The following is a 24,089-nucleotide window of genomic DNA, read 5'->3' on the forward strand; positions in this document are numbered from 1 at the left end:
ATGTTGGAGATCCTTCTTCAAGCATCTTTTTGGTTTTTACTTGCTTTGATTTCTACAATCATTGCAACAAAGCTCCGTTTAGCCACAGCTTTAACTGAAATAGCAGTTGGAGCAATTGCAAGTCTTGCTATTACTGGAACAGGAATATCAATTGGAGAAAATGACCTCTGGATTAAATTTATTGCCTCTGTTGGAGCTATAATGCTTACATTTTTAGCTGGAGCAGAGCTTGAGCCCGATGTATTAAAGTCTCGCTGGAAAGAGACAATGGGAATTGGTTTAATCGCCTTTATTGCTCCTTTTCTTGGATGCACAGCAGTTGCTCACTATATTCTTGGCTGGAGTGCAAAAGCAAGCTGGCTTACAGGAGTTGCTCTTTCTACAACTTCTGTAGCAGTAGTTTATGCAGTTATGCTTGAACTTGGACTTAATAAAACAGAATTTGGAAAAGTCATTCTTGCAGCTTGTTTTGTCAATGATCTTGGAACAGTAATAGCGCTGGGACTAATTTTCTCTCCATTTACCACTAATTCTCTTATTTTTATGGTTGTGATGATAGTAGTTGCTATTTTAGTTCCCTTTATTACTCCAAAAATATTTAAAAAATTCGGAAATAAACCTTCAGAGTTTGAAACAAAGTACCTACTATTTATTCTCTTTGGTATCGGTGCTCTTGCACTGTGGTCTGGTAGTGAAGCAGTGCTTCCAGCCTATATTATCGGTATGGTTTTAGCTGGAACTGTTGGTAAGGATAGCCAACTTATAAGAAGGCTTAGAACTCTTACAATAGGTTTTTTAACTCCAATTTATTTCTTAAGGGCTGGATATTTTGTTTCAATTCCTTCAATTATTGCTGCACCTATAGCTCTTTTGGTATTATTAAGTGGAAAAATGATTACTAAAATTGCTGGAGTTTATCCTGTGACTAAACTATTTGAATTCAGACATAAAGAAGGAATGTATACAACTCTTCTTATGTCAACAGGTCTTACCTTTGGCTCAATCTCAGCACTCTTTGGCTTAACCCACGGAATAATTGACCAGAATCAGTATTCACTTTTAATTGCAGCAGTAATTGGTAGTGCTGTTATTCCAACAATCATAGCAAATGCCTTTTATCTACCAAAATATCTCTTACCTAAGACAAAAAAGGAGGGCTAAATATGCTTAAAAAAATTTTAGTTGCCTTTGACGGCTCTGAGGAATCTGTGAAAGCTTTTAATTTTGCTTTAAGCCTCGTAGATGAGTTTGCTTCAAAGGATAAAGAAATCCTTCTTCTTTCTGTAGCACAGCCGCCAGAACATGGCGAGATAGTAGAAACTAAAGCAGTTATTGATAGCGCCACTGAATACTACAAAAGAGAGTTTGAAAAAATATTGCCAATAGCAAAAGCACATTCAGTAGAAGTAAAAACTGATATTGCAGTAGGACATCCAGCTGACCAGATTGTAAGATACGCCTCAGAAAATGGCTTTGATATGATAATAATGGGGCAAAGAGGTATGTCAAAGATTGAAAGATGGTTGCTTGGTTCAGTATCCCGTAGAGTTGCTACATACGCTACATGTCCTGTGGTGATTGTGAAATAGCACAGTATTTTTAATTTTTAAGTTCAATATCAAAAAATATTGAAAACTTAAATATTAGTGTTGTATATTGTTAATTAGATTTAAATCTAAAGGGGGCATAAGATGCTTAGTTATCAAGATTTATTTCTTTTTTCAATAATTATAATTGTTCTTTTTGGTTCATCAAAGCTACCTGAAATTGGTAAAGGACTGGGAGAAGCTATAAGAGGATTCAAAAAAGCAGTATCAGACTCAGAGTCAAATTCAAATAAAGATATGGACGAAACTTTAAAAATTGAACATAAGAAACAAAGTTAAACATTACCTTGCTTTTGCTTTGAATAAAATTTAAGTAATACCAGCTTACCTATAATTATTCCTAAAACAGTTCCTGCTATCACATCAGAGGGGAAATGAGCAAAGTCCTCAACTCTTTCAAATCCAACCCAACCTGCAAGAATATAGAAAAGAATACTATATCTCGGATAGTAATTTGATAAGACCGTTGCGACCATAAATGCAAAAGTAGTATGCCCTGAAGGAAAGGAAGAATAAGTATAGCCAAAAGAAGGTCCATTAAAGAAACAACCATCAACTGAAGCTGAAGGTCTTGCCCTGCCAAAGATATGCTTAATCTGGACAAATATACCTGTAAGAACCATCCCTACTGCAAGAGATTTACCAAAATCCTTTTTAGTAATTAAACCATAAATTGTAAAAATCACTGTAACCACAAATATGCCATAATAGAAGAATTTCATTCCTGCATCTAAAATCTCAAAGAAAGAATGAATAGCTGGGTAAGTTGATTGAAAATCTTTTATAAAAAACATAATTTTTTTATCAAAGAATAAGATAAACAATAAGATTAAAAAAATAACAAAAAAAATCTTTTTATAGTTTTTCAAGAACTGCATACCCTTCTCCCTCCCACAAAATCTTTAAGCCTCTGTCTTTTAAAAAACTTAAATCTTTAACAGAGGTAATAATCATTATTTTATCATTTTTTTGAATCCTATTAAGTAACTCTTCTTCGCTATCAATCTTGGGAATTTTTCTATCTGAATAGAAAACAATGCTTGGTTTGTTGATTTTATATGTAAAAACTATTCTATCTTTTAAATTTTCTTTTACATAAAGGCTGCATCTGTAAAGACTTTCTTGTAGTGTTTTATTTACATAGGGGATTATTTTTAAAGAGATTATCATAAGAAATACAAATGTCAAACAAGCCATAGATAAAAATATGTTTTTTCTTTTTAAAATGCCATAAAAGCTAACCACTGCAAATAAAAGCATTACAATAGTAATTACATACAACCATGTAATATCAAAATCGGGTAGATATAGTCTTATCTTATTGACTCCGATTAAAAATGCAGCAGCAAACAAAATAGATAAAAATCCGATGATAATCAACGGAACAGATGAGGGTTTTTCTCTAAACTCAGCCATTCCATGAGAGATTATAATTGAGACTGCCGGGATAGCAGGTAAAATATAGTTTGGAAGCTTTGTTGTTGAAAAAGAGAAAAATATGAGGATAAATGAAAACCAGATTAATGAAAAAAACCTCAAATTATCCTTTCTAATATTTCTCAATCCCTGAGATAAAAAGGATATCCAAGGGAAAAGTCCTATTATCAAAACAGGGATAAAATAATAAAATGGTCCTTTATGCCCTGAAATAACTCCTGTATATCTCATAAAATGATGTTTTATAAAAAACTGCTGAATAAAATCCTGTCCATTTATTGCTATTTGGGTAACATACCACGGAAGGGAGATTAAAAGAAAAACTATAAAAGCCTTAAAATTAAAAATTCGCTTTATACCATTTATTCCTTCCATAAAAATAATGTAAATTCCAGCAATTGAAAAAGGAAAAACTATTCCAATTAATCCCTTGGTTAGGAAAGCAAGAGCAGAAAAAATATAAAAGCCGTAGATATATTTCTGGTTCTTGTATATTGCCAAATAAAAAGAAAAAAGAGATAAACTAATAAACAATGCAAGAGCCATATCTGTAACTGCTGCATGAGTGTAAACTAAATAATAAAGTGAAAAGGCAAAACATAAAACTACATAGATGGCTTCACGCTTTCGGTTTAAAATATTTAAGAATATAAAAATGCTTAAACAAAGAATAAATCCAGCCAAAGCAGAGGGAAATCTGGCTGAAAATTCGTTTATTCCAAAGATTTTATAAGAGAGCGACATTAACCAGTAAAAAAGTATTGGCTTATCATATCGTGGTTCATCATTATAAGTTGGCGTTATCCAATTACCACTTTGTAACATCTCCTTAGTTGCTTCTGCAAATACTGCTTCATCAACATCAAAAAGTGTTACAGAGCCAAGTCTAAAGAGAGCTATAAATAGAGCTATAAGAATAATAAGATTTCTTATCATATTTTCAAGTATAAAACTTCATATCGCCTTACTTCAATTTGTTCATTTTGCATACATTTCTACATTTCAACTCTTGTTAAAACTCCATGAAGCTTTCGTGAAGGGAGTCTAAAAAAGCTTATAAATGTAGGAGTTACTCTCTTTAAAAAAGCAAAAATCTTCCAATGACCTCTTGCAATAATCTCTTCAAGCCCATAAAATATCGCTCTCTCATCTATCCCGTTTTCTCTCAATATCTCTTCAATATTTACAACTTCCATATATCCCATCTGAATCTCAAAAACTCTAACGCCTTTACAGAGATTTTCTTTAAAGTATCCTGTTACTCCGAAAGGATCGGGTCTTATTACAATTGATAAAAATATATTATCTTCATAAATTATTCCATGATAAAACATTGTTTCAACTATATAGGGAGAGATTTTATTTTTATCTCTGATGAAAAAAATCGCTGTGCCTGGTATCTTTGGATTTGTTTCATAAACTCTCTCAAACTTAAGAATAAAATCATCTAAAGGCATAAACATCATAAATCTGTAAAGTCTTTTCTGCCCTCGCATATAAATAAACATCGTTAAAAAAGGAAATAATGCAAGAATAATTGACCAGTATCCACCATGTGGAATTTTATATAAACAGGAACTGAAATAAACAAAGTCAACAAAAATTATGAAAATACTTGCCAGCATAGCATAATAATTTCTTTTTAGAAAAAAGATTGAAACCAGAAGCAATCCTGTTATGCACATATTTCCTGTAACCGCGAGTCCGTAAGCTGCTGCAAGATTTGAAGAGCTACCAAAATCAATCATTATTAAAATAACCGCTAAAAGTAAAAACCAGTTGACACTTCCAATATATATCTGGGACTTAAGCTCCTTTGAAGTGTAGTCAATTTTTAACATTGGCATTATTCTTGTTGTTATAGCCTGATAGACAACTGAAAACATTCCACTTATCATTGCTTGGGACGCGATAACTGTAGCTAAGAGACTTAAAATTAAAAATGGCACATAAAGAAAAGATGAAAAATTAAAAGCCATCTCAAAGAGTATATTTTTAACCTGCGGATTTTTTAAAAGAAAAGCACCCTGCCCAAAATAGTTTATAAAAAGAGCAAAAAATACCATTGCCCATGCCTTTCTTATTGGTTTTGCACCGAGATGTCCCATATCAGCGTACATTGCCTCAGCGCCTGTTGCACAGAGAATAATCTCTCCAAGCACAAGATAGCCTTTCCATCCGTTGTGCATGAGAAACTCTACTGCATAATAGGGGTTTATTGCCTTTAAAACCTGAGGATTTAAAAAGACTGAATGAATTCCTATGACTAAAATAGATAAAAACCAGATACACATAATTGGACCAAAAGCTGAAGAGACCTTTTCCGTCCCTTTTTTCTGAAAGAGAAATAAAGTAAAGGCAATTATAATTGCAATGAACACCATGGAAGCCTGCGAAATTCCTTCAAGTCCTGGAATAAAAGCAGTTCCTTCAACAGCACTTAAGATGCTTATCGCAGGTGTTATAACCCCATCGCCTATTAAAAAAGAAACTCCAATAAGAGCTAAAAAGGTAACAAAGGCTTTTGTTTTATTTGATTTTGAAAGAGATTTAAATATCTCAGAGAGAACTATTGTGCCACCCTCACCCCTTATACTTAGATTCATGGCAAGGAAGTTATATTGTATTGTAGGAAGTATGATAAGGGTCCAAAATATGAGAGATAGAACGCCTAAAACATTTTCATAAGTTGGCTCAAGTATTAAGAAAGCAACTGTTAGAGTATAAATAGGGCTTGTACCAATGTCTCCGAAAACAAGTCCGAGTGCTTTAATCACTCCACTCATGAAGGTTTATTATATATCAGTAGTAATTTTTTAGCAAATCCTTGTATAATCTCTTATGCAAATTATAAAAGACAAAAAAATATTTGAAAAATTTGTCAAAAAATTGCAAAAAAGGTCATTTTCTGAACCTAAAATTGAAGATAGTGTAAGAAAAATTTTAAATGACATAAAAAAAAGTGGAGATAAAGCATTAGCCAGATATACAAAACTATTTGATAAGCATAGCCTTCCTCTTAAGATCGGTAAAAAAGAGATAGAAAAAAAAGCTAAAGATATATCAAAAGACGTCTTTAATGCTCTCATTTTTGCAGAGGAAAGAATCCGTAAATTTCATGAAAAACAGCTTGAAAAATCATGGCAGTATCAGGAAGGAGATATTATTCTTGGACAAATAATAAGACCATTAGAGAGAGTTGGGGCTTATGTTCCTGGAGGAAAGGCATCCTACCCTTCAACAGTGCTTATGAACATTATTCCTGCTCAAGTCGCAGGAGTAAAAGAAATAGCAGTATGCGTTCCAACTCCAAATGGAGAACTTAATCCAATAGTCTGCGCTGCTTTAAGTATTCTTGGAATAAAAGAGGTTTACAGAATAGGTGGTGCTCAAGCAATCGCAGCTATGGCTTATGGAACAGAAACAATAAAAAAAGTTGATAAAATTGTAGGACCTGGTAATATCTATGTGGCAACAGCAAAAAAGCTTGTCTTTGGAGAAGTTGATATAGATATGATAGCAGGTCCGAGTGAAATTCTCATTATCGCTGATAATTCAGCAAATCCTGCTTTCGTTGCTGCTGACATGCTTAGTCAGGCTGAGCATGATGAAATGGCATGTAGCATTCTTGTAACAAATTCTGAACAATTAGTTAACTCAGTAAAAAAAGAGATTACAAGACAACTTAAAAAACTTCCTAAAGCATCCATAGCAAAAGAATCACTCAAAAATTTCGGCGCGATAATTATTGTAAAATCCTTACAAGAAGCCTGCAATATTGCAAATACAATAGCACCAGAACATCTTGAAGTTATGACTGAAAATCCTGAAAAGCTTCTGCCGCTTCTTAAAAATGCAGGAGCAATATTTTTAGGGCAATTTACACCAGAGCCAATAGGAGACTATGTAGCTGGTCCAAATCACACACTACCTACTTCAGGAACTGCAAGATTTTTCTCACCTCTTGGTGTTTATGATTTTGTAAAGAAAAGTTCTTTAATTAAAGTGGGAGAAAACGGGTTCAATAAGCTTGCTCCTTATGTTGAAGTGCTTGCAACCCTTGAAGGGCTGCACGCACATGCTAATACAGTAAAAGTAAGAAAAACTACTTAACAGATGCGATAAATTCTTCAATTTTTACAGATGGAGCAATTTTTGACACTTTTTCAAAAATTTGTTTCTTTTCTTCCTCATTCTTTGCAACTTTGAATTTTTCTCTGAGCTTTCTTAATTTTTCTCTGCGAAGTCTTCTTTTTCTTAGTTCTCTGTCAACAAGTCTTCTTGACATAACAACCTCCTGCGTTTAGATATTTAGATAATCAAATAGTCTGCTGATTATTAAATATCCTCCACACGGAACCTCGCTTTTATTTATAAAAAAATCACATCCATCTTCTCTAAAATCGCATTTATCACATATAAAGGACAAACCGTGGTTTGCCAATTTTTCATTATTTAAATGAAATATTTTAATTATTCCATATAACTCACGAGATGTTATATATTTTCGGAGATAAAAATATCCTCCGCACAACTCTGTTTCTTTATTGGGCTTATAGTAATTACAGAATTTTTTGCAAATTAAAGAAGTGTAAGCCTCTTCTTTCATTTTGTAACTTCGCTAATCCAATTTAAATAGCTTTCAGAACCTTTTTTTATTTTTATTCCGATAATTTCTGGCACAGTATATGAATGAAGTGATTTTACCTTTTTTTCAAGTTCTTCAAAAAGCTCTGACTTTGTTTTTACAATCATCAACACTTCTTGTTCATCTTCAATTTTACCTTGCCAAAAATAAATTGAACGAATATCTTTTAGAATATTTACACAAGCTGCAAGTTTTTCTTCAACAAGAATTTTTGATATTTTTACTGCCTCATCTTCATTAGGTGCGGTTATCAATACTACTATGTAATCCATAATTTAATTATAAAAAATTTACAAAAAAATTGGTATAATTGAAAAAACTACAGGAGGTGTTGTATGCCTTACTATGTTATTTTAAGTACACTTACAGATGAAGGGAGAGAAACATTAAAAGAAAAGCCTGAAAGAATTCTTGAAGTCAACAAAGAAATTGAAAAAATGGGAGTTAAAATTATTCAACAATACGCTGTTCTTGGTCCATATGATTTTGTAAATATCGTAGAGGCTCCAGATAATATTACAGTGATGAAAATGTCTGTACAACTCGGTTCAAGAGGCACTGTTCAACTAATGACAATGCCTGCAATTGAGGTGGAGGAATTGATTAAAAATTTAAAACAATAAAAATTTTATAAATCAGAACCAATTGAGCGTTTTATTTATAAAGAAATAAAAGACACAATTTCAGGACAATAAAGAATTTTGACTAAGCCAGAAATAGGAATACGAACTTTTTTTTCTGAAAGAGTAATAAAATTATCAAAAGAAAAATAACAGCCTTTTTTAATTTTGAGCCATTTATCTTCTTCAATATAATCTCTTTTTAGTTTTTCAATATCAATAAGTTTTCCATCCCAACATCCCCACAGTCTGCTTTTGCCTTTTTCTTTAAGAAGGTGAGAAGTGTTTTTTATAACTATATCATCCTCAGGAAAAGTATCTTTTATATTCAATCCATCCTTTCTTAATATCACATAACTGAACTTAAGATAATTGATTTGTAATCCTATTGCACTTAAAAAAGATAGATATTCAGGTGGAATCCATTTTCTTTCTTCGTAGCACCAATTGTTAGCCTTAAGTGCTGGACATGGAAAGTTATTAATACAGGGACTGTATGGATAAAGGTGTAGTTCTCTAATCAAACTATCTCTTAGCCCGTGAAGCCTTGAGGCTGATTTTTTTGTTCCTGGCTCTATAATAATTAAACTAAATCTTTCGTTATGATAAGTAAAATATTTTATAAATTTTATAAAATCTTCCTGTCTAAGTCCTTTGTTATCAAATATTTCTCCCAAAGAATTTGAAAAAATCATTATGTCAGGTCTTAATTCTTTCAATTCAATATATGTTTTTACATCTGCTGCATCAGCTTTTAAAAATTCGTAATTAATAGACAAATTTTTAGGTTTAAATCTTTCAATAATTTCTCTTCCAAACTGTATAGCCCTTTCTTCTAATTCAACTCCTATATATCTAACATAGCTTAAGGAAATTATTCCTTCTTCAAAGAGCTTAAAAACTGGCAAAATTGCAGGAGAAGGACCACAGCCTATATCAACTATTTTGAGGTCTTTATTTGAGGAAATTAAGGGATGTCTGAAAAGCTCCTTTAAAAGGCTATATATTTTTGCCAAATTAACAGGCACAAAATATGCGAGATAACCTCTGAGAAAATCTTGATTTTTCATATAATCTTCAGGTCTTTTAGAATCTAAAAAAGTAAAAAGATCAGAAGCCTTTAAAATTAGATTTTTTAATTGTTGTTTTGTGGGAGTTTTGTCCTTAAAAATCAGTTTTAAAAGAAATTCAGGTAAATCTTGCACTTTTAAAAATATTTAGGGGGAGAAAACTCCCCCTAAAATAAATTTTCAAAAATTACTTTACTGCTTCTTTTAAAGATTTTCCTGCTGTAAACTTGGGAACTTTTGTTGCAGGGATTTTAATTTCCTGTCCAGTTCTTGGATTTCTTCCCTTTCTCGCCTTTCTCTTTGAAACATAAAAACTCCCAAACCCTACAAGCGTAACCTTGTCACCTTTCTTGAGAGCTTCCTTAACAGCTTCAATTGTGGCATCCAGTGCCTTTGCTGCCTCTGCCTTTGTAAGCTCTGCTTTGCTTGCAATCTTGCTTACCAATTCTGCCTTTGTCATACCTAATACCTCCTTTTTTTATTGATAAATTAAGGATTTGATGTAAACAATACCAAATTTTTCGTATAATGTCAAGTATTTTTTTATAATAAAATAATGAAATTTAAATTTTTACATATCTCAGACCTTCATTTAGGTTTAAAAATCAAAGGTATAGATAGGCTTAAATACTGCAAAAAAGCACTATTAAAGACAATTAATATTATTAGAGACAACAATCTTGATGCTATGATAATTGCAGGAGATTTTTTTGAAAATGATAAAATTTACAGGGAAGACATAGAGTTCTTAAATGAGATTTTTGAATTAATTTATCCAAGACCTGTAATTATTTCACCTGGAAATCATGATTTTTTAGGTTTTAACTGTGCTTATGATGAAAGATTTCTTAACATACTAAAACTTAAAGCATGGAAAGAAAATGTAAAAATTTTTAAAAAACCAGAATTCTCTCTTTTTTCATTTGGCGATGTAAAAATTTATGGCAAACCATGTTTAAATAGAGAAACCCAGGCTTTTGATAAAATTCTCAATATTAATCCATTTAAAATTAATATAGCAGTTATTCATGCATCAAGAATTAAATTTTCTCCTCAAGGCAAAGAAATCTGGCATCCCTTTGAAGATAATGACATCCTAAAATCTAATTTTGATTATGTTGCTCTTGGACATTATCATAATTATTCAGAAATTTCTGATGGTTCAATAATAAAATCAGCCTACCCAGGCAGTATGGTACCAGCTTCAATATCTGAATATGGTAAAAGAGGTGGGTTGATTGTTGAAGTTTCAAAAAAGGACAGCAAAGCGACTATTGAAATAGAATTCGTTGAATTAAGTGATTTTTCTATAAAAAAAATTGAGATTTCAACATCTCAAGGTATTGAAAAAATTAAAAACATAATATCTTCGGAAATCTCTGAGAGCAGTAATCCTGACGATACACTTTTTATTTTAAAGCTCAAAGGTATGGGTGATTTGAGCATAATTCATTTAAAAGAGCTTTTTTCTGAATATAAGATTCTGTTTGATACTTCTGAGTTTACAAAATTTGATATTGAAAAATTAAAAGAAACTTCACCAGAAACAACCGTTGGGGCATTTATTAATGAAATGCTCAAACTTATTGAGAATGCAGACAATAGAGAAAAACAAATTCTTGAAGATGCTTTAATTTATGGGCTTGATGCTTTTGCTGGTAAACAGATAATACCAAGATTTTATGATGAAAATTAAAAGAATATTAATAGAAAATATAGGACCTTATAAAAACAAAGAATTCATTTTTGAACATTCTTGCAGTCTGATAATTGACAAAAATGAGGCTGGTAAATCCGTTCTCGCAAAATCTATACTGGAAGCTCTTTATCCATCAAAACAGCCTTTAATACCTTTAAACAATGGAAAAATTACATTGGAAATTGAATCAGACAATGAATTTTTTCAGATTACAAGAAATTATAGGGGATACCAGATATTTAAAAATGGGAATCCTATAAAACATGAAACTAAAACTAAAGGAAGAATAATCAAAAAATTACCTGGAGAAATTATTTTTAACATTCCAAAAGAAATTTTTATTAACAGTTCTTATTTAGCTCAAAAAGCAGGAATAAATACCAAAGAACTCTATTCGGTCACTTCTTTTTTAGAACAGGCTATTGATACAGGTTTTCAGGATACATCAGCATCTTCAGCTTTAACGAAAATAAAAGAAGCACTTTATGATAACATTCACAGCGGTGCGATATTTCCTTTTAATACAAAAGGGAAGTTGGATACAGCAATAAAAATATGGAAAGAAAAACTTACTGAATATGAAGAGAAAAAAGCATATCTACAAAATTTAGTAGAGGAACAAACTGAAATTATTAAAAATTATATTGAATCACTTTCCGAATTTGAAAATATAAATCATGAAATTATAAAACTTGACAGTGATTATGCTACATGGAAAATTCAACAAAATAATTTTTACTTGAGAGAAATCCAAATTCTTGAAAAAAGAAATGATGAATTAAAAGAATTTGAAGGCATGGTTGAGTTTTACAAAAATTTTGAAAATCTAAAGCCTGAGGAACAACGATTTATAATTCTTTATGAAAATGAAATACAGTCCTTACAGGAAGATTTAATGTTAAAAGAAGAGAAAAAAAAGAAAATAAAAAAATTATTGAAAAAACTATCTTTGATAAATATTCTGACAGTTATTTCCAGTATTCTGGGAGGAATTTTTATAGATAACATATTCTATATTGGAGTTATTTTTTGCCTTTTTGCCTTTTTTTATCAACTTAAACTTAATAGTGAAAATAAAAAATTAAACCATGATATAAAAACTTTAAACTTAAAACATGACGAGATTTCTAAAAAAATAGACTACATAATTTCTAATTTTACTGCTCCTATAAATAGCAAAAATGAATTCTTCAGTCTTTTTAAAAAAGTGAGTACACATAAAAATGAAATTAAAGAATTTATTGAAAATTCCAGAAAAATTGAAGAGCTAAAAAAACTTCTCCTTTCAGAAAAGGAAATAGATTTCTATGAATCAAAAATTATTTCCAGAAATAAAGAATTTAATAATTTAAATATTGAAGACTATGAACAAAAAAAAGAAAAACTTCTCAACCTTAAAGAACAAATAAACGATAAAATCCATAAATTACAAGCAGATTATGACAAAATTATACAGCATAGAAAAGAAATAGAAAAAATAACTGACCATATACAAGTTGCTGTAAAAAACTTGGAAATTCTGGAAAAATTTAAAGAAGCTTTGCAAAAGTCTTTTGAAGTACTGGAAAACATTACAAAAAAACATCATGAACTTTGGTCTCAAAAATTAAATGAAAAAGCTTCAAAACTTTTAAGTAATATAACAGACAAAACAGTACATATCTCTTTTGGCAAAGACCTCTCTTTTAATATAAAAGTTCCAGAAATTGAATATCCCTTACCTGAAAAAGAAATTGAAAACAAGCTCAGCGGCGGTATAACAGAACAAATATACCTTACTGTAAGACTAATTCTTGCTGACATCCTGAGCAAAGGCATGAAAATTCCTTTTATACTGGATGAACCATTTGCACATTCAGATGATGAAAGATTTTTTAAAGGCATGAAATATTTAATACAGGAGATTGCAAATTCAAATCAGGTTATTATTCTAAGTTGTCATCAAAATAGATTAAAACTCATTGAAGAATTGAAAGGCTTTTTCTGCCTAATTTCAGTCAGTAATGAGGCTTAAAACTTTACTAAATTCTTAATTTTATGTTAATTTTTAAAATCAATCCTGTTAAGAAAGGTGGTGAAAATAATGGGAATATCTCCTGAAAGAAAAAAAGAGATTATTGAAAGTTTTAAAATGCATTCTTCTGATACAGGCTCTCCTGAAGTACAGATTGCTTTGATGACTGAAAGAATTAATTATTTAACCGAACATTTTAAAACTCACAAAAAAGATCATCATTCAAGAAGAGGACTCATTAAATTAGTCGCTCAAAGAAGAAAGCTTTTAAATTATCTTAAAAAAATTGATAAGGAACGATATGGTAAACTCATTGAAAGACTTAGTATCAGAAAATAAATCTGGAAAAGAGGTAGAATGTGGAAGTAGAACTTGAAATTAAAGGGAAAAAACTTGTTTTACAAACAGGCATTTTTGCAAAGCAAACAAATGGCTCTGTTTTAGCAAAATATGGAGACACATATGTATTATGCACCGTGGTTGCAGAAAAAACACCTAAAGAAGGATTAGATTTTGTTCCGCTGACAATTGATTATCAGGAAAAAGCTTACTCAGCAGGTAAAATACCTGGAGGTTTTTTTAAAAGAGAGGGTAAACCAACTGATAGAGAGATTCTGGTTTCCCGTTTAATTGACAGACCTGTAAGACCTCTTTTCCCTGACGGATTCAACTATGAAACTCAAGGAATAGCATCTGTTCTTTCCTACGGAGATGAAAATATTGCTGATATTTTAAGTATAATCGGGATTTCATCTGCTTTAACCATATCTGATATTCCATTTAATGGACCTGTTGCAGCTGTAAGAGTTGGAATGGTTGAAGAAGAATTCATTTTAAATCCTGACAATGACGAAGCTGAAAAAAGCATCCTTAATTTAGTAGTTGCAGGTACAGAAGAAGCAGTAACCATGGTTGAAGGAGGAGCTGCAGAATGCTCTGAAGAGACTCTTGTAGAAGCCTTGAAATTTGCTCATACTCATATAAAAAAAATAATAGCCCTGCAAAAAAAACTTCAACAATTATCAGGCAAACCAAAAAGAGAAATTATTTCACTTAATGGAGATGAAGAGATTCAAAAAGCAATCTTAAATATCATTGGAGGAAAAATTGAAAATGCCTTGTTTCTTCCCAAAAAAGTTGAAAGGCAACAAGCCCTTGATGAACTCCTTAATGAATGTCTGCAGAACTTAAATACAGAAGAGTTTCGGCAGAAATTATATGGTAATTTTGACAAAGATATATCATTAGAAATCACTAATGCTTTTGATAAAGTAATCAAAAAATTTATGCGTGAGTCAATTGTAAAAAAAGGGATAAGAGCGGACGGCAGAAAGTCCGATGAAATAAGACCTATTACATGCATGATTGGAATCTTGCCAAGAGTTCATGGTTCTGCTTTATTCACAAGAGGAGAAACTCAAGCTCTTGTTGCAACTACTCTTGGTACATCAGAAGATGAACAAAAAGTTGATTCTCTTGAAGGAGAAATATTTAAAACCTTTATGCTACATTACAACTTTTTACCTTTCAGTGTTGGAGAAGTTAAACCTTTACGGGCACCAGGAAGAAGAGAAATTGGGCATGGTTATCTTGCAGAAAGAGCATTGAGCTATGTAATTCCTTCTAAGGATGAATTCCCGTATACAATAAGAGTTGTATCAGATATTCTTGAATCAAATGGTTCATCATCAATGGCAACTGTATGCGGAGCAACTCTTTCTCTCATGGACGCTGGAGTTCCTATAAAAGCACCTGTTGCAGGAGTTGCGATGGGGCTTATCAAAGAGGGAGACAAAACTGTTGTGCTTACTGATATTCTCGGAATGGAAGACCATTATGGTGACATGGATTTCAAAGTAGCAGGAACTGAAAAAGGTATAACAGCCTTCCAGATGGATGTAAAAATCTCTGGAATCAGTTATGAAATATTTAAAAAAGCTCTTAAACAAGCAAAACAGGCAAGATTATTCATACTTAAAAAAATGGCTGAAACTATTTCTGAACCTAAAAAAGAGCTTTCTTTATATGCTCCAAGAATATACAAAATACAGGTTAAACCTGAAAAAATTAGAGATATTATTGGGACAGGTGGTAAGGTAATTAAAGGAATTATAGAAGAAACAGGAGTTAAAATAGATATTGAAGACAAAGAAGGAATTGTTAAAATAGCTTCTTCTAATGAATCTGCTGCACAAAAAGCAATTGAAATTATCAAAGGAATCACTCAAGAAGCTGAACTCGGAAGAATCTATATGGGTAAGGTAACAAGAATAGTAGACTTCGGGGCATTTGTTGAAATCATGCCAGGAGTTGAAGGATTACTACATATATCCCAAATTGCTGATAAAAGGATTCAAAAAGTATCAGAGGTATTAAAAACAGGAGAACAAATTCCTGTTAAAGTAATTGAAATTGATGAACTCGGAAGAGTTCGTCTCAGTAGAAAAGAAGCACTCCGAGAAATAGAAAACAGAACTGCCACAAAAACATAATTCTGATGATAAAAAAAACTTATCTTTCCTCAAACCTCCCTGTAATAATGAATAAAATGAATTATTACAGGTCTTTTGTTCTTGGTATATGGATAAAGCATGGAGCCAGGCATGAAAGTTCTTCAAAAAATGGATTATCACATTTTATAGAACATCTCTTCTTTCAGGGAACTTCAAAGAGAAATGCTCGGGACATATCTTTTGAAATTGACAGCATGGGTGGAGATATAAATGCTTTTACATCAAGAGAATTTACAGCGCTATATATAAAAGTCCTTGATTCATCTATATGCAAAGCTATAGAACTAATTGGAGACATTTATTCAAACCCTCTATTTCCTGAACAGGAAATAGAAAAAGAACGTTCAGTTATACTTGATGAAATCAGAACAATAAATGATACTCCTGATGAATTGATTCATGATCTTTTTATGGAAAACTCATTTCCTGATGGCTTAGGACAACCAATTCTTGGTAAAGAGTCCACAGTATCAGAAATAACCAGAAAAGATATCATTGACTGTTATAACAATTTCTATGGAATAAACAACTGTATAATAAGCTGTGCTGGAAATTTTGAAGAAAAAAAATTAATTGAATGTCTTGAAAAAAATATTACAGCTAAAACTTCTAATAAATCTCCAGTAATTAATAATGCAAATTTCTCTTCTTGTCTTAAGGTACATGAGAAGGATTTAAATGAAATCCATCTGTGCATAGGATTTGATACTTTCCCCTTTAAAAGTCCTTACAGGCATGCTTTAACCCTACTTAACTGCATTATTGGCGGAAGTGTTAGTTCAAGACTATTTCAGGAAATAAGAGAAAAACAAGGGTGGGTCTACAATATTTATTCTTTTACTTCATTCTATTATGATGCAGGTGTATTTGGTATTTATACAGCTTGTGACCGTAAGAAAATAAATAAAATAATTGAAACAATCTTTAAAATACTAAAACAGATTCCTGAAAACTTAAAAAAAGAAGAAATGGATAGAGCAAAAACTCAAGTTATATCTCAAATTCTTTTTTCTTCTGAATCACCAAGCTCTATTATGCATAATTTAGCATATCAGGAATTGTATCTTGAAGAGTCTTACAGCATTGAACAGCAAATAAAACAAATTGAAACAGTCTCATTTAAAGAACTGAAAAATATAGCTTCCATTTTAAAGGAGAAAAATTTCTCAATAACAATTCTTGGTCCTATAAGTGAAAAAGAAATTTACATTGAAAAATAAAAAGGGCGGATAACCCCGCCCCTACTTTAAATCAATTAAGCAGCTTCTTCTTGTTTAATAGCTTCTTCTCTTAAAGAAGCCTTTGCAAAAACCATTGCTGTAGCTCTGTAAACCATATGAGCCATCTTTGAATGAGGAGCATATGCAAAGAGAGCAAATACAAATACAAGATGAGCAATGTAGGATGCATATCCAAGAGTTTCCGCTTCAGCAAGTCTCAAAATTTCTGCAAGAAATCCTGTAACTCCTACTCCTGCAATTATAGTAATCAATAACCAGTCAAAATAGCTTCCCATACCCTGTTTTACAGCATTTTTACTTCTGTTGACGATAACCAGAAACATTCCAATAATAAGAGCTATTCCGCTAATATTGCCTATAATTTTTACAATATTTGTTTGTGGATATGGAGACTCCCATCTCAGAACCCATTCATAGAAAGCAGCTATACCTGTTGTTATCGCCAGTCCGATAAAAGCATAAAGAACAAGAATGTGAGCTGTATATCTACCTTTATTTACACCGCAGAGTTGAAATTTTTTGTGCAACAATACGTCTTTTATAGTTTCATATATACAGCCATATATATCCTTACGTTTAACCTCTGCTACAGATGCAAGATCAAGCCAGTATCGTTTAACTCCATTGTAGAAACAGATTATTGCAAATGCTGCTAATGCCATAAATGGAACATCTATCCATGGAACAGCAGGCAAAAATGCTACGTAAGAAATCTCACCATTCTCACCCCTGGGAATCTCAGTTCCACTAAAGTATCCAAGAATAGCCATCTCTCCAAGAAAAAGTAAAAGCGGAATCAGAAATATAAGAAGTAGATATTTTGGGTCTGATACCCATTTAGCAAGAAAGCTCGGTGGCGAATAGTTTTGTATCATCAATTTTCTAACAGCACCTAAAACTTCACCAGGTTTTGCTCCTCTGGGACAGTATGCAGTACAGTCTCCACAGTGGTGGCATAGCCATATATCAGGATTCTGGAAAAGCTTCTCTTTAATTCCCCATTGGGCATAAAGCATCTCTTTTCTGGGAAAAGGTGCTTTGTCAGGTGAAAGCGGGCATACGACAGTGCAAGTAGAGCATTGATAACATTTTTTCAATGACTCTCCGCCTGCTTTTATAATCTCTTTTGCAAAATTCAAATCTGGTTTTACTGGTTTGTCCATGTCTTCCCTCCTTAGAAGCCCTTAAATGGATTTGGACCGATTTGTCTGATTTTCTCCATAAACTCATCTATTATTGATGGAATTCTCCAGTACTCATCAATTGCCACTTCATACATCTGCACTCTGTCTGATTCAAGCTGAAGCCTATCAAGAGTTTCCTGAACCTTACCAAGTCTGTATTTTGCAAGCTCGCTTCCTTTAGCAAAATGACATTGATAATTTTCACCGAACTTACATCCAAGAAGGAGCATTCCATCAACTCCTTTTGATAAAGCGTCTGCGATCCAGACAAGATTCATAGAACCAAGACATCTAAGCTGGATAAATCTTAATGCAGGATCAAGCTTAAGTCTATGAAGCGCTGCTGTCTCTGTTGCTGGGAATGCGTCATTTTCGCAACAAAGCACTATAATACGAGGTCTATCATCCTCGCTTGGAACTGAAACATTCTTTAGCATTGTTCCAATCATGTCAACACTATAGTCTTTAAAGGAAACGATTCTCTCTGGGCATGCACCCATACATGTTCCGCATCTACGGCATCTATTAGGCTTGTAAAATGGAACACCTTTTTCATCCTCATCAATTGCACCAAATGGGCACTCTTCTGTACAACGCTTACAGGCTGTGCACTTTGTAAGATTTGGCTCAGGGAATGAAGTATCCCACGCTCTTGGATGAACTGCTATTCCCTTTGCGACATGCTCCACACACTGAATTGCCTTCAATGCAGCACCCTTTGCATCTTCCTGTGCCTCAGTCATGTTCATAGGTTGACGAACTGGTCCAACTGCATATATACCTGTTCTGCGGGTTTCATATTGGAAACAGATAAAGTTGGAATCAACAAAGCCAAATCCTCCTTCCAAAAAAGGAAGTTCAGGACCTTGGCGATATCCCAAGTTAAGAATAAACTCTGGCTTTTTAGTTGTTTCAATGTATTTTGCCTTTGCTTCATCTCCTTTCGCAGCTGCCTCTGCAAGTCCTATGAGATAATCCTGTGGCTCTTTTGTTGTTGGAACCATTCCTGTTGCAAGAACAACCATCTCTGCTTCTATTTCTGCTTTATCTCCAAGAAGAGAATCCTCTACAGTAACCACTAATTTGTCGTATTCTTCTCTTATCCCTGTAACCTCTCCTTTTGCAAGCATGACTCCTGGGGTGTTCTGAGCTTCCTTATAGTAATATTCAAGTTTTCCAGGTGTTCTTATATCCTTGTAAATAACCATTGCTGTAGCATCTGAATTACCGTCTGTTACATATCTTGCCTGCTTAAGAGTTGTTGCGCAACACATTCCTGAACAGTAAGGAATATGCTCAGGATCCCTCTGCCCAGCACACTGAACAAATAAAACTGTTTTAACCACTCTTTCATCAGAGGGTCTCTTAATTACTCCTTTATTCTTCTTTGCAAGTTCTTCAAACTCAAAGTTTGTTACCACATCCTTGAATTTACCATATCCATATTTCTTTGTAAGTTTCTTAGCATCGTATGGCTTCCATCCAGTTGCCTGAATTATTGCACCTATTTTTATAGTTTCAGTGGAGCCATTTTTAGATATTGTTACATCAAAATCTCCTGGTTGCCCATCAATCTTTTCAATCTTTGAGGAGGTATAAACCTTAATTTTTGGATTTGATGTAACTTCATTTATAAGCGGCTCAAGATTGACGTCACCAAGAACTCCTTTTGTATAATCATCAGTTGGCACTCTTTTGTAAAGTTTTCTTGCAAATCCGCCAAGTTCAGACTCCTTCTCAACAAGAACAACATCATATCCTGCTTTTGCTGCCTCTGTAGCAGCTGTCATCCCAGAAATTCCGCCGCCAACAACGAGTATTGATTTAACAGTCTCAATAATATAAGGCTCTGGAATTTCTCCTTTTTGAGCTTTAATAACTCCCATTTTGATATAATCTTCAGCGGCAAGCTGTTTTTCTTCTGGAGCTTCAATTGTCCATACAGCAAGCTCTCTTAATGGAACTCTCTCAACAAAACAACCGGGGAAACTAAACTCATAAGTTTTAACTCTTGGAGAACAGCCAGCAATTACTATGGAGTTTACACCCTGCTCAGCAATATCTTTTTTTATTAAATCAATACCTTCACGGCTACAAAAAACATCATGTACCTGTACAACAGGAACTCTCAAAGCATTTTTACCTATGTTTTGAATTTTTTCAACATCAACTGCTTCTCCTATACCACAGCCTTTGCAGATATATAGACCTATTTTCTTTTCCATAATTACCTCCTTACTCCAGTCTGAATTGCCTTGAGGGCAGCAGATGTTGCATCCTTTCCACAACCTGCCACATCCATTGGAGCTTTTGCACAACCTGCAGAGTATATACCTTCAGCATCAACCACAAAGCCATCTATTGCATATTTAAGCCCCGGAACTTTTATTTCAATGCCCTCTGGCTGCATCCCTGTGGCAAGAACTACCATATCTACTTTCTTTCTTATCTTTTCTCCATTCAGCATATCTTCTGCAGTTACAATAACATCATCTGAATCCTTATCCTGTTCAACTGCAGCCACCTTACCTTTAATAAGATTAACCCCAGATTGTTCTTTAACCTGATTGAAAAATTTCTCATATCTACCAGGTGTTCTTATGTCAATATAAAAGATATTCACCTCTGCGTCAGGATTCTGCTCTTTAATATAAAGAGTATGTTTTAAAGAGGCAAGACAACAGATATAGGAACAGAAAGGCAGATGATTTTCATCTCTACTACCAGCACACTGAACAAAGGCTATTTTTTCAACAGGTTTTCCATCAGAAGGTCTTAAAATTTGTCCTCCAGTAGGTCCATTTTTAGATGCAAGTCTTTCAAGCATCATATTTGTTATTACATTTTTAACCTTTCCAAAATTAAGATTATCTATCTTTGTAGCATCATAGGGTTTCCAGCCTGTAGCAACAACAATAGAATCAACCTTAACTTCTATTGTTTCAGGTTGCATATTTAAATCAATAGCATTATATTTGCAGGCTTCAACACATGGAGCAGGACAATCTTTTGGACAAGCTGTTCTATCAACAACATATCTTAAAGGAAATGATTGTTCAAAAGGAAGATAGATAGCCTTTGTTTTGTTTAAACCAAAATTAAAATCACTATCTTTTTCAACAGGACAGACTTCTGCACATGCATTACATGCTGTACAGTTTTCATTCACATATCTTGGATTAAGTTTAATTTTTACAGTATAGTCACCAGGGTTACCAGAAATAGATTCTACTTCAGCCATTGTATAAAATGTAACTGAAGGATTTACTTTGATACGACGGAAATTAATCTCAAGTCCGCATAATGGTGGGCATATTTTCGGGAAATATTTATTTAACTGGGCAACTCTTCCGCCGAGATAAGGATTTTTTTCAACTATAATAACTTCAGCACCTGTCTCGGCAGCCTCTATGCCAGCAGTTAAACCACTGAACCCGCCACCAATTACCAAGATGCGATTTGTTTCAGCACTCATACTCAGCCTCCTTTATTTGATTCTTAAACATAAAAATTCGTAATACAGTTTTAACTGCATTACGAATTTTTATTATCATGTGTTTTCAATTGTTTAAAATTAAAGGGAGGGGAAATCCCCCTCCCTAACTCAACTGTATTAGTCTGGGAATATCTGAACGTATGGAACTTTCTTAAGAGTAAATGTATCTGTTGCTGGATCATAAACTGAATTGACAAATGCACGCCAGTTATTGTCATCAACAAAATCAAAATCACCTCTGTAGTAGTAGCCAGGATAACGGGATTCTTCTCTAAAGAGAATGTGTCTTGCATGAGCCTCAAGTGAGAGTGTTCTGTGAACATTCTCCCAACAACGGAGAAGTTCATGGAGATTTGCTGCTGCAAGTCTTGAAGCATCTTCTTTGAGAAGTTGCAGCTTATTAAGACCTTCCTCTATCATTGTTTTTGAGGTCATATACCATGTTCCACATCCACCGAAGTATTCGTCAGCAATTTTCTGAAGTCTTGCCTGATACATGTCAGGTTTGATGTAGTATGGATTGACCTTTGGATCAGTGGAATAGGTCTTGTATTTTTCATAAAGCTCAAATGGCAGATAAAGTTCTGCTGCAAGAGCATTAATATCTTCTGCTATTGTTGGTGTATATCCTGAGTTATCAAGAATAAATGCAATTGCTGCTTTTGCAGCAATTCTACCCTCTGCATGTGAACCAGAGGAGAATTTGTGTCCTGATGCTCCAACAATATCACCAGACATGAACAAGCCTTTTACTGTGCTCATTCTGTTGTAGCCCCAGAACCACTCAGCTGGTGTTCCAGGAATGTCTCCAGGTCCGCTTACCCAGAAGCCTGCGCAACCAGCATGTGAACCAAGAAGATAAGGCTCTGTTGGCATAATCTCAGATGGTACTTTATCAGGTTCTACATTTTGAGCTGCCCACAGGCCTGCCTGACCAATACACATATCAAGGAAGTCTTCCCATGCTTCTGCTTCAAGGTGTTTGAGTCTCTTGGCATCCATCTGTTTTGCAAGTTCCTGCATTGCAGTATGGGTATTCATAAGGATTGGTCCTTTACCCTGTTTCATGCTCTGCATCATAAGATGGTTTCTGATAGCTGTTCCAAGAGCCTCTGCCCATTTACCATACTTCTGGACTGCTTCTTTAAATTCAGGGATATCTTTTGCACAATAATCCTCTCCAAGAGCATTTGTTGCTTTTGCTTTAAAGAAGAGGAACCATGCACCAACAGGACCGTATCCATCCTTAAATCTTGCAGGAACAAATCTGTTCTCCATCATTGTCATCTCAGCACCAACGGTCATTCCGAGATAGTATCCAGAACCAGAGTTCCATACTGGATACCATGCTCTACCCTGACCTTCTCTGCTTGATCTTGGTCTGAATACATTAACTGCGCCTCCGCAGCCTGCAAGAATTGCTTTTGCCTTGAAGAGATATATTTTATTTTCTCTTACGCTAAAGCCAATAGCACCTGCTACTCTATTTGGCTCTTTTGCGTCTTTGAGAAGTTTTACTATAAATACTCTCTCATAAATATTCTGAGCCTGTCCTGTTGCCTTTCTGTTGAATTCAAGGGCAGCTTTTGCAGCCTCAGCAACTATTACTTTATAGGATTCACCATTAATCATTATCTGCCATTTTCCAGAACGGCATGGCACTCCACCATCTTTGAGTGCTGGTTTTCCAGCATCTCTTGCCTGGAATCCATCAAGAGAAAATCCATCATCTCCCTTTTTCCAAATTGGGAGACCCCATTCCTCAAAAAGATGAACAGAATTGTCAACATGTCTTCCAAGGTCATAAACAAGGTCTTCACGAATAATTCCCATTAAGTCTGCACGGACATATTTTACATAGTCAACAACTTTGTTCTCACCAATATAGGTGTTAATAGCACTAAGACCCATTGCAACTGCACCAGAACGGTCCATTGCTGCTTTGTCAACAAGTGTTACCTTAATTCCTTTTGGTGTTGCCCATCTTGCAGCTTCATATGCAGCACCGCAAGCAGACATTCCACCACCGATGATTAGAAAATCAGTTTCGACCTCAACAACATCAGGTCTCTGACAGTATGAAAATGTGCAAGTCTCTTTTTCCATGTTATCCCTCCTTATACTTTATTTTTACTCTTTTCTGGCTTCATAGTTAAAGTAGCCAGGTCCTTTAATCTTTCCATAATCAGGATCAGGAAGTCCTGCATAGATATTGTCTGCATTCCAATAACCTTCTGGGGTAAGTCTGATTGGGAATTTGAATCTCTTGATAGAGCCATTTCTGAATTTAATTGTCCACATGATTGCATCCTGACCTCTCATAGGAATAACGCTTGCACCGAGAGGGCAGAAATCTGCATAACCTCTTACCTCAATTGCCTGCTGGGGGCAAATTTTTACACAGTTATAGCACTCCCAGCACTGGTCTGGCTCCTGGTTGAAAGCCTTCATCTTTTCCCTGTCTAAGGTCATAAGGTCATTGGGACAGATGTACTGACATGCAGTCTTGTCCTGTGCTTTGCAGCCGTCACACTTTTCTTGAATTACAAAACTTGGCATA

Annotated in this window: 23 protein-coding genes; 10 read left to right on the plus strand and 13 right to left on the minus strand. The window is 33.8% G+C overall.

The genetic code is table 11. The annotated features are described in order from the left end of the window. The 3 genes from THEYE_RS08950 to tatA all read left to right on the plus strand — a co-directional run bounded on the left by THEYE_RS08950 (position 1) and on the right by tatA (position 1,886). Positions 1-1,161, plus strand: coding sequence for a cation:proton antiporter (locus THEYE_RS08950; protein WP_012546088.1), 1,161 nt, complete (start codon positions 1-3; stop codon positions 1,159-1,161). A gap of 2 nt (positions 1,162-1,163) precedes the next feature. Further along, on the plus strand, positions 1,164-1,589 hold the full coding sequence (locus THEYE_RS08955) for a universal stress protein (RefSeq protein ID WP_012544986.1): 426 nt from the start codon (positions 1,164-1,166) through the stop codon (positions 1,587-1,589). Positions 1,590-1,691: 102 nt separating this feature from the next. After that, on the plus strand, positions 1,692-1,886 hold the full coding sequence (gene tatA, locus THEYE_RS08960) for a twin-arginine translocase TatA/TatE family subunit (RefSeq protein WP_012546776.1): 195 nt from the start codon (positions 1,692-1,694) through the stop codon (positions 1,884-1,886). Here tatA and THEYE_RS08965 read toward each other — a convergent pair. The 3 genes from THEYE_RS08965 to THEYE_RS08975 are packed head-to-tail and all read right to left on the minus strand — an operon-like array spanning position 1,883 to position 5,830. Then, a complete protein-coding gene (locus THEYE_RS08965; protein WP_012545448.1) occupies positions 1,883-2,485 on the minus strand; it encodes a phosphatase PAP2 family protein in 603 nt (200 codons plus the stop codon). The two genes, tatA and THEYE_RS08965, sit on opposite strands and share 4 nt — an antisense overlap. Next, positions 2,463-3,980, minus strand: coding sequence for an ArnT family glycosyltransferase (locus THEYE_RS08970; RefSeq protein WP_012546376.1), 1,518 nt, complete (start codon positions 3,978-3,980; stop codon positions 2,463-2,465). The genes THEYE_RS08965 and THEYE_RS08970 overlap by 23 nt, the downstream gene beginning before the upstream one ends. Before the next feature lie 59 nt (positions 3,981-4,039). Next, positions 4,040-5,830, minus strand: a complete 1,791-nt coding sequence (locus tag THEYE_RS08975) for a KUP/HAK/KT family potassium transporter (RefSeq protein ID WP_012545274.1) — start codon at positions 5,828-5,830, stop codon at positions 4,040-4,042. A gap of 55 nt (positions 5,831-5,885) precedes the next feature. Here THEYE_RS08975 and hisD point away from each other — a divergent pair, with 55 nt between their 5' ends. Further along, positions 5,886-7,157: a histidinol dehydrogenase gene (gene hisD, locus THEYE_RS08980; RefSeq protein ID WP_012546313.1), complete on the plus strand. Its 1,272-nt coding sequence runs from the start codon at positions 5,886-5,888 to the stop codon at positions 7,155-7,157. Here the strand turns inward: hisD and THEYE_RS08985 are convergent. The 3 genes from THEYE_RS08985 to cutA are packed head-to-tail and all read right to left on the minus strand — an operon-like array spanning position 7,150 to position 7,964. Continuing rightward, on the minus strand, positions 7,150-7,332 hold the full coding sequence (locus THEYE_RS08985; RefSeq protein WP_012544915.1) for a DUF6800 family protein: 183 nt from the start codon (positions 7,330-7,332) through the stop codon (positions 7,150-7,152). The genes hisD and THEYE_RS08985 overlap by 8 nt on opposite strands. Before the next feature lie 15 nt (positions 7,333-7,347). Further along, a complete protein-coding gene (locus tag THEYE_RS08990) occupies positions 7,348-7,653 on the minus strand; it encodes a hypothetical protein (protein WP_012545893.1) in 306 nt (101 codons plus the stop codon). Continuing rightward, the gene (cutA, locus tag THEYE_RS08995; protein ID WP_012545706.1) at positions 7,650-7,964 is read right to left on the minus strand and encodes a divalent-cation tolerance protein CutA; all 315 of its coding nucleotides are present in this window, start codon (positions 7,962-7,964) and stop codon (positions 7,650-7,652) included. The genes THEYE_RS08990 and cutA overlap by 4 nt, the downstream gene beginning before the upstream one ends. A 63-nt stretch (positions 7,965-8,027) precedes the next feature. On the opposite strand from cutA, the gene THEYE_RS09000 reads away from it, so the two are divergent. Further along, a complete protein-coding gene (locus tag THEYE_RS09000) occupies positions 8,028-8,315 on the plus strand; it encodes a GYD domain-containing protein (RefSeq protein WP_012546546.1) in 288 nt (95 codons plus the stop codon). Positions 8,316-8,350: 35 nt separating this feature from the next. Here THEYE_RS09000 and THEYE_RS09005 read toward each other — a convergent pair whose 3' ends face one another. Next, positions 8,351-9,517 carry a small ribosomal subunit Rsm22 family protein gene (locus THEYE_RS09005; protein WP_012545487.1) on the minus strand — a complete coding sequence of 389 codons (1,167 nt, stop codon included), beginning with the start codon at positions 9,515-9,517 and terminating at the stop codon, positions 8,351-8,353. 52 nt (positions 9,518-9,569) lie between these two features. Beyond that, the gene (locus THEYE_RS09010) at positions 9,570-9,842 is read right to left on the minus strand and encodes a non-specific DNA-binding protein Hbs (RefSeq protein ID WP_012546355.1); all 273 of its coding nucleotides are present in this window, start codon (positions 9,840-9,842) and stop codon (positions 9,570-9,572) included. A gap of 96 nt (positions 9,843-9,938) precedes the next feature. Here THEYE_RS09010 and THEYE_RS09015 point away from each other — a divergent pair, with 96 nt between their 5' ends. The 5 genes from THEYE_RS09015 (at position 9,939) to THEYE_RS09035 (ending at position 16,828) form a co-directional block, all read left to right on the plus strand. Continuing rightward, complete coding sequence (locus tag THEYE_RS09015; protein WP_012545188.1) at positions 9,939-11,078, plus strand: metallophosphoesterase family protein; 1,140 nt, start codon at positions 9,939-9,941, stop codon at positions 11,076-11,078. Further along, positions 11,068-13,095 (plus strand): ATP-binding protein, encoded by a 2,028-nt coding sequence (locus THEYE_RS09020; RefSeq protein WP_012546036.1) that lies wholly within the window; start codon positions 11,068-11,070, stop codon positions 13,093-13,095. Before THEYE_RS09015 ends, THEYE_RS09020 begins: the two co-directional genes overlap by 11 nt. A 69-nt stretch (positions 13,096-13,164) precedes the next feature. Beyond that, a complete protein-coding gene (rpsO, locus tag THEYE_RS09025; protein ID WP_012546801.1) occupies positions 13,165-13,434 on the plus strand; it encodes a 30S ribosomal protein S15 in 270 nt (89 codons plus the stop codon). Between the two features lie 20 nt (positions 13,435-13,454). Further along, positions 13,455-15,587, plus strand: a complete 2,133-nt coding sequence (pnp, locus tag THEYE_RS09030; protein ID WP_012545734.1) for a polyribonucleotide nucleotidyltransferase — start codon at positions 13,455-13,457, stop codon at positions 15,585-15,587. Positions 15,588-15,643: 56 nt separating this feature from the next. After that, the gene (locus tag THEYE_RS09035; protein ID WP_164924871.1) at positions 15,644-16,828 is read left to right on the plus strand and encodes a M16 family metallopeptidase; all 1,185 of its coding nucleotides are present in this window, start codon (positions 15,644-15,646) and stop codon (positions 16,826-16,828) included. A gap of 35 nt (positions 16,829-16,863) precedes the next feature. Here the strand turns inward: THEYE_RS09035 and qmoC are convergent, their stop codons facing one another. From qmoC to aprB, 5 genes are all read right to left on the minus strand, one after another. Next, entirely contained in the window at positions 16,864-18,012 is a 1,149-nt protein-coding gene (gene qmoC / locus THEYE_RS09040; RefSeq protein ID WP_012545389.1) for a quinone-interacting membrane-bound oxidoreductase complex subunit QmoC, read from the minus strand. An 11-nt stretch (positions 18,013-18,023) separates the two neighbouring features. Then, complete coding sequence (locus THEYE_RS09045) at positions 18,024-20,258, minus strand: FAD-dependent oxidoreductase (protein ID WP_012545086.1); 2,235 nt, start codon at positions 20,256-20,258, stop codon at positions 18,024-18,026. Between the two features lie 2 nt (positions 20,259-20,260). Next, positions 20,261-21,508, minus strand: coding sequence for a CoB--CoM heterodisulfide reductase iron-sulfur subunit A family protein (locus THEYE_RS09050; RefSeq protein WP_012546111.1), 1,248 nt, complete (start codon positions 21,506-21,508; stop codon positions 20,261-20,263). Between the two features lie 138 nt (positions 21,509-21,646). Beyond that, positions 21,647-23,635, minus strand: coding sequence for an adenylyl-sulfate reductase subunit alpha (gene aprA / locus THEYE_RS09055; RefSeq protein WP_012545315.1), 1,989 nt, complete (start codon positions 23,633-23,635; stop codon positions 21,647-21,649). A 24-nt stretch (positions 23,636-23,659) separates the two neighbouring features. Further along, positions 23,660-24,088, minus strand: coding sequence for an adenylyl-sulfate reductase subunit beta (gene aprB / locus THEYE_RS09060; protein WP_012546160.1), 429 nt, complete (start codon positions 24,086-24,088; stop codon positions 23,660-23,662). Position 24,089: the final 1 nt, after the last annotated feature.

It is taken from the genome of Thermodesulfovibrio yellowstonii DSM 11347, assembly GCF_000020985.1.
In the GTDB taxonomy this organism is placed as follows: Bacteria; Nitrospirota; Thermodesulfovibrionia; order Thermodesulfovibrionales; family Thermodesulfovibrionaceae; genus Thermodesulfovibrio; species Thermodesulfovibrio yellowstonii.

Excerpts from the sequence above, each read along its gene's own strand:
- THEYE_RS08950 (WP_012546088.1), top strand. The coding sequence starts at position 1 with ATGTTGGAGATCCTTCTTCAAGCATCTTTTTGGTTTTTACTTGCTTTG.
- THEYE_RS08955 (WP_012544986.1), top strand. The coding sequence starts at position 1,164 with ATGCTTAAAAAAATTTTAGTTGCCTTTGACGGCTCTGAGGAATCTGTG.
- tatA (WP_012546776.1), top strand. The coding sequence starts at position 1,692 with ATGCTTAGTTATCAAGATTTATTTCTTTTTTCAATAATTATAATTGTT.
- THEYE_RS08965 (WP_012545448.1), bottom strand. The coding sequence starts at position 2,485 with ATGCAGTTCTTGAAAAACTATAAAAAGATTTTTTTTGTTATTTTTTTA.
- THEYE_RS08970 (WP_012546376.1), bottom strand. The coding sequence starts at position 3,980 with ATGATAAGAAATCTTATTATTCTTATAGCTCTATTTATAGCTCTCTTT.
- THEYE_RS08975 (WP_012545274.1), bottom strand. The coding sequence starts at position 5,830 with ATGAGTGGAGTGATTAAAGCACTCGGACTTGTTTTCGGAGACATTGGT.
- hisD (WP_012546313.1), top strand. The coding sequence starts at position 5,886 with ATGCAAATTATAAAAGACAAAAAAATATTTGAAAAATTTGTCAAAAAA.
- THEYE_RS08985 (WP_012544915.1), bottom strand. The coding sequence starts at position 7,332 with ATGTCAAGAAGACTTGTTGACAGAGAACTAAGAAAAAGAAGACTTCGC.
- THEYE_RS08990 (WP_012545893.1), bottom strand. The coding sequence starts at position 7,653 with ATGAAAGAAGAGGCTTACACTTCTTTAATTTGCAAAAAATTCTGTAAT.
- cutA (WP_012545706.1), bottom strand. The coding sequence starts at position 7,964 with ATGGATTACATAGTAGTATTGATAACCGCACCTAATGAAGATGAGGCA.
- THEYE_RS09000 (WP_012546546.1), top strand. The coding sequence starts at position 8,028 with ATGCCTTACTATGTTATTTTAAGTACACTTACAGATGAAGGGAGAGAA.
- THEYE_RS09010 (WP_012546355.1), bottom strand. The coding sequence starts at position 9,842 with ATGACAAAGGCAGAATTGGTAAGCAAGATTGCAAGCAAAGCAGAGCTT.
- THEYE_RS09015 (WP_012545188.1), top strand. The coding sequence starts at position 9,939 with ATGAAATTTAAATTTTTACATATCTCAGACCTTCATTTAGGTTTAAAA.
- THEYE_RS09020 (WP_012546036.1), top strand. The coding sequence starts at position 11,068 with ATGAAAATTAAAAGAATATTAATAGAAAATATAGGACCTTATAAAAAC.
- rpsO (WP_012546801.1), top strand. The coding sequence starts at position 13,165 with ATGGGAATATCTCCTGAAAGAAAAAAAGAGATTATTGAAAGTTTTAAA.
- THEYE_RS09035 (WP_164924871.1), top strand. The coding sequence starts at position 15,644 with ATGAATTATTACAGGTCTTTTGTTCTTGGTATATGGATAAAGCATGGA.
- qmoC (WP_012545389.1), bottom strand. The coding sequence starts at position 18,012 with ATGGACAAACCAGTAAAACCAGATTTGAATTTTGCAAAAGAGATTATA.
- THEYE_RS09045 (WP_012545086.1), bottom strand. The coding sequence starts at position 20,258 with ATGGAAAAGAAAATAGGTCTATATATCTGCAAAGGCTGTGGTATAGGA.
- THEYE_RS09050 (WP_012546111.1), bottom strand. The coding sequence starts at position 21,508 with ATGAGTGCTGAAACAAATCGCATCTTGGTAATTGGTGGCGGGTTCAGT.
- aprA (WP_012545315.1), bottom strand. The coding sequence starts at position 23,635 with ATGGAAAAAGAGACTTGCACATTTTCATACTGTCAGAGACCTGATGTT.
- aprB (WP_012546160.1), bottom strand. The coding sequence starts at position 24,088 with ATGCCAAGTTTTGTAATTCAAGAAAAGTGTGACGGCTGCAAAGCACAG.